The organism is Streptomyces sp. NPDC079167 (genome assembly GCF_040686735.1).
Taxonomy (GTDB): Bacteria; Actinomycetota; Actinomycetes; order Streptomycetales; family Streptomycetaceae; genus Streptomyces.
In genome coordinates this window covers 320,049-332,059 of sequence record NZ_JBFBLO010000006.1, presented here as the reverse complement: position 1 = coordinate 332,059, position 12,011 = coordinate 320,049, and the positions used below count along the sequence as shown (strand labels likewise).

The following is a 12,011-nucleotide window of genomic DNA, read 5'->3' as shown; positions in this document are numbered from 1 at the left end:
GGGGGCGGCGACGAGCAGTCCCGTGCCGACGGTGAACGCGAGCTGGTGGCCGCCGGTTCACGCGCCCCCGGCCCGGCGCCCGCGCCCTCGCCCGCGCCACAGGCGGCCGGCCCGGTGCCGCAGCGGACGCCGGCTCCGCGGGCGTCCGCCCGACGGCGGGCCGCCACGGCCGCTCTCCCACGGGCGGTCGGGCGAGAGCAACGGGGCCTTGCGCTCGGCCTGCGCCCGGATCTCGTGGTGGGCGTCGTGGGCGGTCACCCGGAACGCCTCGTCGTAGGACGCCAGCGCCGCGCTGATGGCCGCACCGGCGGTGCCGCGTCGCCGGACGCGGGACGCCAGCCACCAGAAGAGGCCCATGACGGCGGCGAGTGCACCCGCGAGCACGAGCAGCGGAAGGAGGTCGCTCATAGGGCCGAAGCCACGGGACCGGCGGCCAGGCCCCGCCGCCGTCCCGCGATGTCACGCATCCCGGCCGGCTTCACGGGCCGCGCGCTCCAGCCTGCTCCGGTGGTCCGCCCACCACGCGGCGTCGCCCGGCGGGATGCTGTCGTTGCCCTTGTTCATCCCCACGGCGCCGTCGATGAGTTCCCGGACGATGTCGGCGTGCCCGGCGTGCCGGTGCGTGTCGCTGATCACGCGGACCACGGCGTGGTGCAGCGTCACCTCGGCCCGGTGGCTCGGCCACCACGGGACGGTGCCGACCGCGTCCAGCGGCAGCGCGTCGAGCGTCGCGTCCGCGTGGGCCCAGGCCCGGTGGTAGAGCCCCACGATCTGCTCACGTGACTCGTCGGCGGTCGCCCACATGTCGGCGTTGGGCTCGGCCCCCTCCTCGACCCACGGCAGCGCCTCGCCGGACGGCCGCCCGAACGTGTCGCCGAGGTAGCCCAGTTCCACACTCGCCACGTGCTTGACCAGGCCGAGGAGGTTCGTACCGGTCGGCGTCAGAGGGCGTCGCGCGTCGTACTCGGAGAGCCCTTCGAGCTTCCAGAGCAACGCGTCACGAGCCGCCTGCAGATAGAAGTGGAGGTCGCCCTTGCCATCAGCTGCGCTCATCCCCCCACCCTCCCCCGCCCCACCCACCCCTGTCGACGGTCGGTGGGAGGTTACGGACGCAGAGTCGCCGCTTATGCCCGGTTTGGTTGTCCGAAACTCCCCAACGACCGGAGGATCTGCCGCGCGGTTTGGGTAGGGGTCAGGGAGGTCGTGTTGATTACCTCTGCCTCGGCGTGCAGCCAGGTGCGGGCTGCCTCGGCGTAGGGCTCCAGGTACTGGAGGCGGAACTCCGAGGGGCCCAGGACGAGGTCGCCCTCGATGCGGCCGCGGAGGGTCTCCTGGTCGGCGTGGAGGACGAAGTGCCGCACCGGGATCCCGTGCTGGGCGAGGCCCGCGCTGATCTCGCGCCAGTACTGCTCGACCAGGACGGTCATGGGCATCACCAGGGTGCCGCCGGTGTAGTCGAGTACCTGGCGGGCGGTCTCGACCACGAGGGGCCGCCACGGCGGCCAGTCCTGGAAGTTGCCCGTCCAGGGCAGCCCCGGCGTGATGTCCATGAGCGTCTCGCCGACCTTCTCGGCGTTGAACACCCGCGAGTCCGGGATCAGCCGCTGCACGAGCGTGCTGGTCGTCGTCTTGCCGACGCCGTGGGTGCCGTTGAGCCATACGATCATGGGCTCGACGCTAGCGCCGCGCGGGGCGTGGGCGGCGTGCGCGGCGGGGGTTCGGTACGGCGCTGTGACATGACGCGGAACACTTTTGCAAGCATGCGCTTGCAATAGTTAGCAAGGTGGGTGCAGTATCGACTCATGGCATCACTCAACGTCGGCAATCTCGGCGAGTACCTGCGTGAGCAGCGGCGTACCGCGCAGCTCTCCCTGCGGCAGCTCGCCGACGCCGCCGGGGTGTCCAATCCGTATCTCAGCCAGATCGAGCGCGGTCTGCGCAAGCCGAGTGCCGAGGTGCTGCAGCAGGTCGCCAAGGCGCTGCGGATCTCGGCCGAGACGCTCTATGTGCGGGCCGGGATCCTCGACGAGCGGGAGCGGGAGGAGCTGGAGACGCGGGCGGTCATACTGGCCGATCCGTCGATCAACGAGCGGCAGAAGAACGTGCTGCTGCAGATCTACGACTCCTTCCGCCGGGAGAACGGATTCGATGTCGCGCCCGACACCGGCGCCGGGTTCCACGGTGCCGCCGACGCGGAGAGCAGAATCGACGCCGACGCGGAAAGCGGTGCCGGCACGGACGGTGCCGGTCCGGATGCCCGCGGCCCCCGCACGGCCGGCGGCAGTGATGCAGACCCACCAGCGAACTGACTTCTGATGATCCGGGAGGACCACAGTCATGGCCATCACCGATGACCTGCGCAAGACCCTCACCGACCCCACCCCCCTCTACTTCGCCGCCGGCACGGCCGACCTCGCCGTGGAGCAGGCGCGCAAGGTCCCGGCCCTGCTCGACCAGCTCAGGGCCGAGGCGCCCGAGCGGATCGAGGCCGTGCGCAACACCGACCCGAAGGCCGTCCAGGAGCGGGTCACCACGCAGGCCAAGGAGGCTCAGGCCACCGTGCAGGCGAAGGTGACCGAGGTCTTCGGGGCGCTGGACACCGACCTGAAGAAGTGGGGCGAGACGGCCCAGGATCTGGCGCTGCGGAGCGTGGGTATGGCCGCCGAGTACGCCGTCCGCGCCCGGGAGACGTACGAGAAGGTCGCCGAGCGCGGCGAGCAGAGCGTGCGGACGTGGCGCGGCGAGACGGCCGACGAGATCGTCGAGATCGCCGCCGTCGTCGAGGCCGAGCCGAAGTCCGTGCCGAAGCAGAAGTCCGAGGCGGCGGCCAAGCCGGTGACCCCCGTGAAGCCGGTTGCCGCGAAGCCGGTGGCGCCCGCCGCGAAGCCGGTGGCGCCCGCCGCGAAGAAGCCCGCGCCGAAGGCCGCCGAGTCCAAGGCGGCGCCCGCCGCGACGCCGAGGAAGACGGCGCCCGTGCGCAAGCCCGCGGCGAAGAAGACGACCCCGCCCTCCGCGAAGTAGCCGGAAGCGGCGGCTCAGGATTGCCGGAAGAACGGGCCGGGCACCTTTGGGGGTGCCCGGGTCGTTGTCCCGGTACCTTGGCCGCGAGGCGCTCATCCACTGACTAGGCGGTGCTCACCGTGTTGCTCGAAGCATTCGGCTCGATCCTCCAGCTGCTGTACCTGGCCATGCTCGTCCTGGCCGTGATCGCGCTGGTCTTCGCCGTGACGGCGCGGGAGGACGCCTACCGGGCCGCGGACAAGCAGAAGAAGTCCTTCTGGCTGATCATCCTCGGCGTCACGGTCTTCGTGAACCTCGTCATCCCGATCCTGTTCCTGCAGATCGCGGGCGTGATCGCGTCCATCGTCTTCATGGTGGACGTCCGGCCGGCGATCAAGGCCGTGTCGGGCGGTGGCGGCGGCCGCCGCGGAGGCTCCAGCAGCGACGGACCGTACGGCCCCTACAACGGCGGGCGCTGAGCGTTCGCCGACGATGCGGCACCGGGGCGGGAGCGCGAGGCGCGCCCGCCCCTCCGTCGTATCCGCGCCTCGTCGCGTTCCAGCAGGAGGACGGCCACGTCGTCGGTCAGCTCGCCGCCGTTCAGCTCCTGCACCTGGGTGACCGCGGCCTCCAGCAGGGCCTCGCCGCCGAGCCCCTGGTCCAGTCGGCCGTTGACCATCGCGACCATGCCGTCCTGACCCAGCCGCTGGGTGCCTCCCTGCCCGACGCGCCCCTCGATGAGCCCGTCGGTGTACATCATCAGGCTCCAGGAGCCGCCCAGCTCGACCTGCCGGCGTGGCCACCGGGCGTGCGGCAGCAGGCCGAGGGCCGGGCCGCCGTCCTCGTACGGGAGCAGGTGCGCGGCCCGTCCCTGGCGGGCGATCAGCGGCGCGGGGTGACCCGCGATGCACAGGCCCGCGCGGCGGCCGTCGGGTGCGATGTCGACGGTGCAGAGCGTCGCGAAGATCTCCTCGCTCTGCCGCTCGTGCTCCAGGACCTGCTGCAGCGTGGAGAGCAGGGCGTCGCCGCAGAGCCCGGCCAGCGTGAGCGCCCGCCAGGCGATGCGCAGCTCCACGCCGAGCGCCGCCTCGTCCGGGCCGTGTCCGCAGACGTCACCGATCATCGCGTGGACCGTGCCGTCCGGTGTGCGGACCGTGTCGTAGAAGTCCCCGCCGAGCAGGGCGCGGCTGCGGCCCGGCCGGTAGTGGGCGGCGAAGGCGAGATCGGAGCCGTCGAGGAGCGGGGTGGGCAGCAGTCCGCGTTCCAGCCGGGCGTTCTCCTGGGCGCGCAGCCGGGACTCGGTCAGCTGGTGCTGGGCGGTGTCCGCGCGCTTGCGCTCCACGGCGTACCGGATGGCGCGGCTGAGGAGGCGGCCGTCGAGCTCGTCGCGGAAGAGGTAGTCCTGGGCCCCGACACGTACGGCCTCGGCGGCCCTCTCGGCGTCGTCCTCCGCGGTGAGGGCGAGGACGGCGTGGCGCGGCGCGATGCGCAGGACGTGCTTGAGGGCGGCGAGCCCGTCCGGCCGGCCGGGCTCGCCGTCGTCCCGGCCGTCGGTGCGTGCGCCGGCGGGCAGCGCGGCCGCCTCCAGGTCCAGGTCGAGCAGGATGCAGTCGACGTCGTCGGTGAGCAGCCGTCCGGCCTCGGTGAGGTTACGGGCGGTACGGACGCGGACCCGCGCCCCGGTCGTGGACGACAGATCGGGGACGGCGAAGGTGCCCGCAGGGTCGTCCTCGATCACCAGGAGTGTGAGGTCGGCGCCATGAGTGGTCTCCGCAGCGGGAACGGCGCGCTGCTGCGGTACGGGTACGGGCATCGGTTCGGGTTTCCTTCCCTCCCCCCGAGGGCGCGGCGGGACGACGATCGACGACCCGCCGACGGGGACGATAGCGGTCCGCGGCAGGGGAACGGAATGGCGTCTGCCGATCATCCTTTGTCATATGCGCGGCCATAAGCCGCTTCACGCCACGGATCCGGCGTGATGGGCGCGCACGAAACGGACATGTGGCCATGACAAACATCACGCACCCGACACGCGTTGCGCACAACTCGCCGGACCGCCCCGGACGGCCTACTTGTCCGGCCGGACCACGCCCAGGATCTGCATGGTGCCCGCGCCCGTCAGCGTGACGTCCCGGCCGGGGCGGGGGGCGTGCACGATCGAGCCGTCGCCGACGTACATCCCGACGTGACTGGCGTCGCTGTGGTAGATGATCAGGTCGCCGGGGCGCATGTCCTCGATGGCGACGCGGGGCAGCAGCCGCCACTGCTCCTGCGACGTCCGGGGGATCGGCCGCTTCGCCGCCGCCCAGGCCTGTGAGGTCAGCCCCGAGCAGTCGTACGAACCGGGGCCCTCGGCCCCCCATACGTACGGCTTGCCGATCTGGGCGGTCGCGAAGGCCACCGCCTGCTTGCCGGCGGCGCTCGCCTCGCGGTCGATGTCCTTCAGCGCGCCGGAGGAGAGCCAGGCGGCCTGTGCCGTGGAGGCGGCGTCCTTCTCCAGCTGGAGGAGCCTGGCCCGCTCCTCCTTCGCCAGCTGCGATTCGAGCTTCTCCGCCGCCGCGATCTGCCCGTCGATGCTCTTCTTGGCCTTGGCCTGCTTGGCGCGGCCGGCCTCGATCTTCTCCAGGTTGAGGCCGGCGTCCTTGGTGTAGGTCTCCAAGTCCTCCTGGGCCTGCTCCAGTTCCGTCAGCATGCCCTTGGTGGCCTGTTGGCCCTGCCTGGCCTGGTTGATGCCGTCCATGAAGAGGTCCGGATCGCCGCTCAGCATCAGCTGCGCACCCGGGGGGAGCCCGCCGTTGCGGTACTGCTCGCGGGCCTGGGCGCCTGCCCTGTTCTTCAGCTCGGCGATCCTGGCCTGGCCGTCGGCGATCGACTTGGTCAGCCGGACGATCTCGGCGGACTGCTTCTCCGACTGCTCCTCCGCGAGGTTGTACGCGTCCGTCGCCGCCCCGGCCTTGCGGTAGAGGGTGTCGATCTCCTCGCGGACCTCCTCGAGAGTCTTCTTCGGGGAGGCGGACGAGGTGGCTGCCGGGCCGGGCACGGGGACCGGGGCCGCCATGGCCTGGACCGGCGCGGTCAGCAGGGCCAGTGCGCAGACCAGGGTGATCGCGGCAGCGGCACAGTGGCGTCGGTTCACAAGCTCCCCCTCCGGGCGAATGGCAACGAAAGCCGTATCGCGCACATCTGACTTACCGTCAGTAACAATTCCGTGACGACGCGATCGTGCCATGTCGTCCCGTAAAGCGACAGAGGTCCGCGTCACCCTCCCCGTCACACAGGGGGACGAACGGTGATCCGTCGGTGTTCCCGGATTCGGCATCGTCCCGCATCGACGTGTTCCGGTCCGGTGCCGTTCACCCCGTGGCCGGCCGCAGTGCGGACCAGCGCACCGTGATCTCGCCCTGCCGCCACCGCCGTACGCCGTCCGTCAGGGGCCAGTCGGCGGAGACCGTGCGGACCGCCGTGATCCAGCGCTGCCGGGCGCCGAGCGAGGCGTAAGGGGAGGCCGTGGCCCAGGCGCGGTCGAGATCCCGCAGGAAGGCGTGGACGGGTTCGCCCGGCACATTGCGGTGGATCAGGGCCTTCGGAAGGCGTTCGGCCAGGTCGGAGGGGCGGTCCAGCGAGCCGAGCCGGGTCGCGAAGGTGACCGTGCGCGGGCCTTCGGGGCCGAGCGCGACCCACACGTGCCGGCGCCCGATCTCGTCGCAGGTGCCCTCGACCAGCAGTCCGCCCGGGGCGAGCCGGGCGCACAGCCGCTGCCAGACCGCGGCGACCTCGCCCTCGTCGTACTGGCGCAGCACGTTCGCGGCCCGGATGAGGAGCGGCCGGCCGGCGGTGGGGATCTCGAAGCCGCCGTGCACGAAGGTGAGGCCCTCGCGCTCGTACGGCTGCGCCGCCGCGACCCGGGCGGGATCGATCTCGACGCCCACGACGGCCGTGCGCGGCTCGGCGGTGCGCAGCCGCTCCAGCAGTTCGACGGCGGTCCAGGGGGCGGCACCGTAGCCGAGGTCGACCGCGACGGGGGCGTCGCTGCGGCGCAGTGCGGGGCCGTGGGTGGCGGTGATCCAGCGGTCCATGCGGCGCAGTCGGTTGGGGTTGGTGGTTCCGCGGGTCGCGGTGCCGATGGGGCGCTGGTGCATGCGAAGGAGCGTATGCGAACCCCGGCGGGAGCAGGCGGGGCGGGATGTGGGGGTCGCGGCGTGGGAGCAGCCGTCCGGCGCGCCGGGGAGTTCGCAATGTTTTGGCAAAGTGGAAATGAAAGACGGGGTTCCGCTGTTCTGGCACTTCGAAGGGGCCGTGTGCCCTGTACGTGTCATGCCCTGAGCGAGGAGGAGCGGACCCGTGAGCCAGTACGTCTCCCGGCTCGGCAGCAGCCGTGCGGCACCCCGTATCCGCTTCCCGGGCACCTTCGCCGGACACCGTAAGCCGCGCCGTGTCGCGATGCTCTCCGTGCACACCTCTCCGCTGCACCAGCCCGGCACGGGCGACGCCGGCGGTATGAACGTCTACATCGTGGAGCTGGCCAGGCGCCTCGCCGCGATCGGCATCGAGGTCGAGATCTTCACCCGGGCCACCACCGGCGGGCTGGCCCCCACGGTCGAACTGGCTCCCGGAGTCCTGGTCCGGCACGTCGACGCGGGGCCCTACGAGGGCCTCGCCAAGGAAGAGCTGCCCGCGCAGCTCTGTGCCTTCACCCACGGCGTGATGCAGGCATGGGCAGGCCAGCGCCCCGGCTACTACGACCTGGTCCACTCCCACTACTGGCTCTCCGGCCAGGTCGGCTGGCTCGCCGCACAGCGCTGGGGCGTTCCCCTCGTCCACGCCATGCACACCATGGCGAAGGTCAAGAACGCCGCGCTCGCCGAGGGCGACGCCCCCGAGCCGGCCGCCCGCGTCATCGGCGAGACCCAGATCGTGCACGCCTCCGACCGGCTCATCGCGAACACCGCGGGCGAGGCCGACGAGCTCGTCCGCTTCTACGACGCCGACCCGTCGTCCGTCGCCGTCGTGCACCCCGGCGTCAATCTGGAGCGCTTCCGCCCCGGCGACGGCCGCGCCGCCGCGCGCGCCCGCCTCGGACTGCCGCAGGACGCGCTGATCCCGCTCTTCGCCGGCCGCATCCAGCCGCTGAAGGCCCCGGACGTGCTGCTGCGCGCCGTCGCCGTGCTCCTGGAGCGGGACCCCTCGCTGCGCTCGCGCATCCTCGTACCGGTCGTCGGGGGGCCGAGCGGCAGCGGCCTCGCCAAGCCGGAGGGCCTCCAGAAGCTCGCCGCGCGCCTCGGCATCGCCGATGTCGTACGGTTCCACCCGCCGGTCGGCCAGGACCAGCTCGCCGACTGGTTCCGGGCGGCATCCGTCCTGGTCATGCCCTCGTACAACGAGTCCTTCGGGCTGGTCGCCATAGAGGCCCAGGCGGCCGGCACGCCCGTGGTCGCGGCGGCGGTGGGCGGCCTCCCGGTCGCCGTACGGGACGGGGTCAGCGGCTTCCTGATCCCCGGCCACGACCCGGAGGCGTACGCACAGGCCCTCGGCCGCTTCGCGGACAGCGCGGAGCTGGCCGGCCGGATGGGTGAGGCCGCGGCCCTGCACGCCCAGTCGTTCGGCTGGGACACGGCGGCCTCGGCCACCGCCGACGTGTACACGGCGGCGATGCACGACCACCGGCGCCGCGCCCGCGCGCACCACGGCTGAGTCTCCCGCTGAGGACGCGGACGCGTTGTCGTACGCTCGCACCATGGCTGACGTATCCGACGAGGCAGCAGCGGCGCAGGTCATCGAGGCGACGCTGAAGGACGCGGAGCTCGAATGGGAGAGCCCCGGGCCCGGGAACTACGTCGTGAAGCTGCCCGGCACGCGCAAGCTGTCCACGACCTGTTCCCTGATCGTCGGGCAGCACTCCCTCTCCCTCAACGCGTTCGTCATCCGTCACCCCGACGAGAACGACGCCGCCGTGCACCGCTGGCTCCTGGAGCACAACCTCCGCCTCTTCGGGGTGAGTTACGCCATCGACCAGCTCGGTGACGTCTATCTCGTCGGCAAGCTCCCGCTCTCGGTCGTCACGCGCGACGAGCTCGACCGGTTGCTCGGCGCGGTCCTGGAGGCGGCGGACGGCGCGTTCAACCCGCTGCTGGAGCTGGGCTTCGCGAGCGCGATCCGCAAGGAGTACGCCTGGCGGGTGGAGCGCGGCGAGTCGACGCGCAACCTGGACGCCTTCACGCATCTGACGCAGCGCCCGTCCTGAGGCCGGCCCGCTGCCGCCGACCTGGGGGCTGCCCCAGCCCCTCGATCGCCGTGACGAGCCTCGGCGCCACCTCGTTCCACGTCGTCTCCACGGCGTCGGGCCCCGCACTCCGCGGCACCGTCTCGGTGAGCATGATCAGGTAGAGGTAGCTGCGGCAGAGGTCGATCCGGCGGCGTACGGCCGGCGTGAAGTCGAGCGGTGCGCCCGTCGCGGCCGCGTATCCCGCGAGGAAGTCCAGGTCCGTCTCCGGGTCGCCGAAGAGCGACGTGGAGACGAGATCGGCGACGGGGTCGCCCCAGAACATCCGCTCACCGTCGACGATCCCCCCGATGCGCCGGGCGCCGGGCTCCCCGGTCACCAGGACGTTCCCCTGCCAGAGGTCGAAGTGGACGAGGGCCGGCCGGGTGACCTCGTCCAGCACGTCCGACGCCCCGGCGAGCACCTCGCGGATCCGTCCCACGGAGTACGGCAGCCTCACCCCGTACCTCTCGGCGTCGGCGAGCACGGCCTCGGCCATCGCCGTGAACGCCTCGCGCCAGGTGGGGGCGAGCGGCCCCAGGGGCTCGGCGGGATACCCGTAACCGCCGGGGCCCGTGACGCCGTGCAGCCTGCCGACGACGCCCCCCAACTCGACACGCAGAGCCCGCGTCTCATCGGCCGTCAGGTCACCTCCGAGGGCGCTCCAGGGCCGCCCGGGGCACGCGGTCATGACGACGTACGCCCCGGCCGGCGCGCCGGGGTCGAGCTCGCTGTGCACGACCCGCGGGATCGAGGCGGTGGCCCCGGCGGCGGCGCCGTAGAAGGTGACCTCGTTGACGAGCAGGCGGTGTTCGTAGCTCAGCCCGGTGGCGTGCGCCGGAGGGATCTTCACCACCCAGTCCCTGCCGTCGCCGAAGGTCACGCGGGCGACGGTGTTGTACGTGCCCCCGGCGAGAGGCTCGACGGACATGGGCTCGGGGGCTCCCACGGCTTCCAGTACGGCTGTTGTCGCATCGACGGGCACGGGCGGGGGTCCCCTCTGTGGCTCACCTGCGGAGTCGACCACCCCACAGGTGCTTCACAGAGTGATCACATCGTAGTCACGATCACATCCCGTGACCGTTCGGCGCGATCATCGGACAGGTGTCCGATCGTAGAGTGTCCTGCACTGCCACAGCCCCCCGAACCGGCCACGAATCGCTGCCGGAGGAGCGGCTGTTGCTTCTTCAGACGGAGAGATGAACGAACCATGCGCGCCACCGCCGTACGCCGTACCGCCCTCGTCGCCGCCGCGGCCTCCATGACCCTGCTCGCGACCGCCTGCAGCGGCTCGGACTCCGACGCCAAGGGTGACGGCGGAACCTCGGGAGGCAAGGACGACGCCTCCTCCAAGCCCGCTGCGGTCAAGGCGCTGACGTCGGCCGAGCTGGAGAAGGCGTCGCTGGAGCAGGGTGACGTCGCGGGCTACAAGGTCTCGAAGACCGGGCCCGAGGACATCGCCCAGCCCGGGGACGTCACGGTCGACAAGAAGGAGTGCGAGCCGATCGGCTTCGCCTTCTACGGGGTGAAGCGGGGAACTCCGGCCGGTAACGCGGGGCGCAAGGTCGTCCAGGAGCCCAAGAAGGACGAGTCCGCCGACCCCGAGGACCTGCTCGCCGGCATGCTCGACATCACGTCGTCGCTGGTCACCCTGGCCTCGTACGAGGGAGACGGTGCGGCGAAGAGCCTCGCCGAGCTCCGCGACTCCGCGGCCAAGTGCACCGGCGGGTTCACCCTCTCCATGAAGGGCTCGAAGCAGAAGGTCACCAAGCTGACCGAGGAGAAGGTGACGGGCGGCGATGAGGCCCTCGCCTGGCGCGTACAGGCGGGAGAGGGCGAGGAGGCGACGCCCTTCAAGCTCGTGAGCCTTCGTCAGGGCGGCACGGTCGCCACCTTCTTCTCCTTCAACCTCGGCAAGACGGGTGCGGACGCCGACTTCGACCAGCCGACCGCGGTGATCGACGCGCAGGTGAAGAAGCTCGGCTGAGCCTTCGGCCGCCTCTCCGGGTCACGGCAGCGGTACGAGCCTGACGACGGTGACCGTCAGCACGGACCCGGAGACGTAGTAGAGGACGATGGCGCCGTACACGGTCGCCTCGCGCCGGTCGCGTTCACGCTTCACGGCGGACGAGGCGTGTCCGTACGGATCCAGGGCCAGGGTGCGCGCCATCTCGTCCCGGAACGAGTCGCTGTCCCGCATCTTGGCCAGGGTGTCGTCGGCGGGCGGTGCGTAGGAGATGCGGAAGCTCAAGCGACGTTCCGCCTCTCGGCCTCGTCCTGCGCCAGCCGGTCCAGGATCTGTTCGGCCTCGGGATCGGGTACGGACTCGAGCATCCAGTGCCGCATGACGGCCTGGATCTCGTGCACCCCGGCCTCGTTGATCGCGTGGTCGAACTCCTCGCGTCTTCCCTCGGGCAGCGCGGCACGGATCGCCGGGATGCTGTTGGGCACCTCGACCTCGGTGCCACCGACGAAGGTCTTCAGAGACTCGCCCATGATCGCTCTCCCCGATCTCCCTGCTCTCCGCGCCCCGCCCGCCTCTGCCGCCGAGGGCGTGAGCCTGGGCAACGGGCGGGTGTGAAGGTCACGTTAGCGGGTGCGGCCCCGTAGGGGCGCCCGGCGGACCGGTCTGTTGTGGGCGAGGCTCGGACCCGGAGAAGGGGCGGCCACCGCTCAACGGCCGTGCATGGGCACGGCCGTTGTGTCAGTGCCGGCCCTTAGGCTCTCAAGCGCGCGGTCGGCTTCCGGGGGT

At 71.8% G+C, this 12,011-nt stretch carries 15 protein-coding genes; 6 read left to right on the top strand and 9 right to left on the bottom strand.

Going from position 1 to position 12,011, the window contains the following annotated elements:
- Positions 1–57 precede the first annotated feature (57 nt).
- From AB0P41_RS15805 to AB0P41_RS15795, 3 genes are all read right to left on the bottom strand, one after another.
- Positions 58–408: a hypothetical protein gene (locus AB0P41_RS15805; RefSeq protein WP_365932433.1), complete on the bottom strand. Its 351-nt coding sequence runs from the start codon at positions 406–408 to the stop codon at positions 58–60.
- Between the two features lie 51 nt (positions 409–459).
- On the bottom strand, positions 460–1,053 hold the full coding sequence (locus tag AB0P41_RS15800; protein ID WP_365932431.1) for a DinB family protein: 594 nt from the start codon (positions 1,051–1,053) through the stop codon (positions 460–462).
- A gap of 71 nt (positions 1,054–1,124) precedes the next feature.
- The gene (locus tag AB0P41_RS15795; RefSeq protein WP_356708006.1) at positions 1,125–1,667 is read right to left on the bottom strand and encodes an ATP-binding protein; all 543 of its coding nucleotides are present in this window, start codon (positions 1,665–1,667) and stop codon (positions 1,125–1,127) included.
- 135 nt (positions 1,668–1,802) lie between these two features.
- Here AB0P41_RS15795 and AB0P41_RS15790 point away from each other — a divergent pair, with 135 nt between their 5' ends.
- The 3 genes from AB0P41_RS15790 (at position 1,803) to AB0P41_RS15780 (ending at position 3,479) form a co-directional block, all read left to right on the top strand.
- Entirely contained in the window at positions 1,803–2,309 is a 507-nt protein-coding gene (locus tag AB0P41_RS15790; RefSeq protein WP_356708005.1) for a helix-turn-helix domain-containing protein, read from the top strand.
- Between the two features lie 28 nt (positions 2,310–2,337).
- On the top strand, positions 2,338–3,021 hold the full coding sequence (locus AB0P41_RS15785) for a hypothetical protein (RefSeq protein ID WP_365932429.1): 684 nt from the start codon (positions 2,338–2,340) through the stop codon (positions 3,019–3,021).
- 119 nt (positions 3,022–3,140) lie between these two features.
- Positions 3,141–3,479 carry a DUF2516 family protein gene (locus AB0P41_RS15780; protein ID WP_356708003.1) on the top strand — a complete coding sequence of 113 codons (339 nt, stop codon included), beginning with the start codon at positions 3,141–3,143 and terminating at the stop codon, positions 3,477–3,479.
- Here the strand turns inward: AB0P41_RS15780 and AB0P41_RS15775 are convergent.
- The 3 genes from AB0P41_RS15775 to AB0P41_RS15765 all read right to left on the bottom strand — a co-directional run bounded on the left by AB0P41_RS15775 (position 3,461) and on the right by AB0P41_RS15765 (position 7,139).
- Complete coding sequence (locus AB0P41_RS15775; RefSeq protein ID WP_356708002.1) at positions 3,461–4,813, bottom strand: fused response regulator/phosphatase; 1,353 nt, start codon at positions 4,811–4,813, stop codon at positions 3,461–3,463. The genes AB0P41_RS15780 and AB0P41_RS15775 overlap by 19 nt on opposite strands.
- Positions 4,814–5,068: 255 nt before the next feature.
- The gene (locus AB0P41_RS15770) at positions 5,069–6,136 is read right to left on the bottom strand and encodes an NlpC/P60 family protein (protein WP_365932427.1); all 1,068 of its coding nucleotides are present in this window, start codon (positions 6,134–6,136) and stop codon (positions 5,069–5,071) included.
- A 217-nt stretch (positions 6,137–6,353) separates the two neighbouring features.
- Positions 6,354–7,139, bottom strand: a complete 786-nt coding sequence (locus AB0P41_RS15765; protein WP_356708000.1) for a class I SAM-dependent methyltransferase — start codon at positions 7,137–7,139, stop codon at positions 6,354–6,356.
- Between the two features lie 202 nt (positions 7,140–7,341).
- Here AB0P41_RS15765 and mshA point away from each other — a divergent pair, with 202 nt between their 5' ends.
- Both mshA and AB0P41_RS15755 read left to right on the top strand, forming a co-directional pair.
- Positions 7,342–8,691, top strand: a complete 1,350-nt coding sequence (gene mshA, locus AB0P41_RS15760) for a D-inositol-3-phosphate glycosyltransferase (protein ID WP_356707999.1) — start codon at positions 7,342–7,344, stop codon at positions 8,689–8,691.
- Positions 8,692–8,734: 43 nt separating this feature from the next.
- Complete coding sequence (locus AB0P41_RS15755) at positions 8,735–9,241, top strand: YbjN domain-containing protein (protein ID WP_356707998.1); 507 nt, start codon at positions 8,735–8,737, stop codon at positions 9,239–9,241.
- Here the strand turns inward: AB0P41_RS15755 and AB0P41_RS15750 are convergent.
- Complete coding sequence (locus AB0P41_RS15750; protein WP_365932425.1) at positions 9,213–10,244, bottom strand: aminoglycoside phosphotransferase family protein; 1,032 nt, start codon at positions 10,242–10,244, stop codon at positions 9,213–9,215. The genes AB0P41_RS15755 and AB0P41_RS15750 overlap by 29 nt on opposite strands.
- A gap of 225 nt (positions 10,245–10,469) precedes the next feature.
- Between AB0P41_RS15750 and AB0P41_RS15745 the strand changes: the two genes are divergently transcribed.
- Entirely contained in the window at positions 10,470–11,246 is a 777-nt protein-coding gene (locus AB0P41_RS15745) for a hypothetical protein (protein WP_365932423.1), read from the top strand.
- A gap of 21 nt (positions 11,247–11,267) precedes the next feature.
- On the opposite strand, the gene AB0P41_RS15740 is transcribed toward AB0P41_RS15745, so the two are convergent.
- Both AB0P41_RS15740 and AB0P41_RS15735 read right to left on the bottom strand, forming a co-directional pair.
- Positions 11,268–11,510 (bottom strand): hypothetical protein, encoded by a 243-nt coding sequence (locus AB0P41_RS15740; protein ID WP_356707995.1) that lies wholly within the window; start codon positions 11,508–11,510, stop codon positions 11,268–11,270.
- Entirely contained in the window at positions 11,507–11,755 is a 249-nt protein-coding gene (locus tag AB0P41_RS15735) for a hypothetical protein (RefSeq protein WP_124273995.1), read from the bottom strand. The genes AB0P41_RS15740 and AB0P41_RS15735 overlap by 4 nt, the downstream gene beginning before the upstream one ends.
- Positions 11,756–12,011: the final 256 nt, after the last annotated feature.

Excerpts from the sequence above, each read along its gene's own strand:
- AB0P41_RS15785 (WP_365932429.1), top strand. The coding sequence starts at position 2,338 with ATGGCCATCACCGATGACCTGCGCAAGACCCTCACCGACCCCACCCCC.
- AB0P41_RS15800 (WP_365932431.1), bottom strand. The coding sequence starts at position 1,053 with ATGAGCGCAGCTGATGGCAAGGGCGACCTCCACTTCTATCTGCAGGCG.
- AB0P41_RS15790 (WP_356708005.1), top strand. The coding sequence starts at position 1,803 with ATGGCATCACTCAACGTCGGCAATCTCGGCGAGTACCTGCGTGAGCAG.
- AB0P41_RS15775 (WP_356708002.1), bottom strand. The coding sequence starts at position 4,813 with ATGCCCGTACCCGTACCGCAGCAGCGCGCCGTTCCCGCTGCGGAGACC.
- AB0P41_RS15755 (WP_356707998.1), top strand. The coding sequence starts at position 8,735 with ATGGCTGACGTATCCGACGAGGCAGCAGCGGCGCAGGTCATCGAGGCG.
- AB0P41_RS15805 (WP_365932433.1), bottom strand. The coding sequence starts at position 408 with ATGAGCGACCTCCTTCCGCTGCTCGTGCTCGCGGGTGCACTCGCCGCC.
- AB0P41_RS15745 (WP_365932423.1), top strand. The coding sequence starts at position 10,470 with ATGCGCGCCACCGCCGTACGCCGTACCGCCCTCGTCGCCGCCGCGGCC.
- AB0P41_RS15735 (WP_124273995.1), bottom strand. The coding sequence starts at position 11,755 with ATGGGCGAGTCTCTGAAGACCTTCGTCGGTGGCACCGAGGTCGAGGTG.
- AB0P41_RS15795 (WP_356708006.1), bottom strand. The coding sequence starts at position 1,667 with ATGATCGTATGGCTCAACGGCACCCACGGCGTCGGCAAGACGACGACC.
- AB0P41_RS15765 (WP_356708000.1), bottom strand. The coding sequence starts at position 7,139 with ATGCACCAGCGCCCCATCGGCACCGCGACCCGCGGAACCACCAACCCC.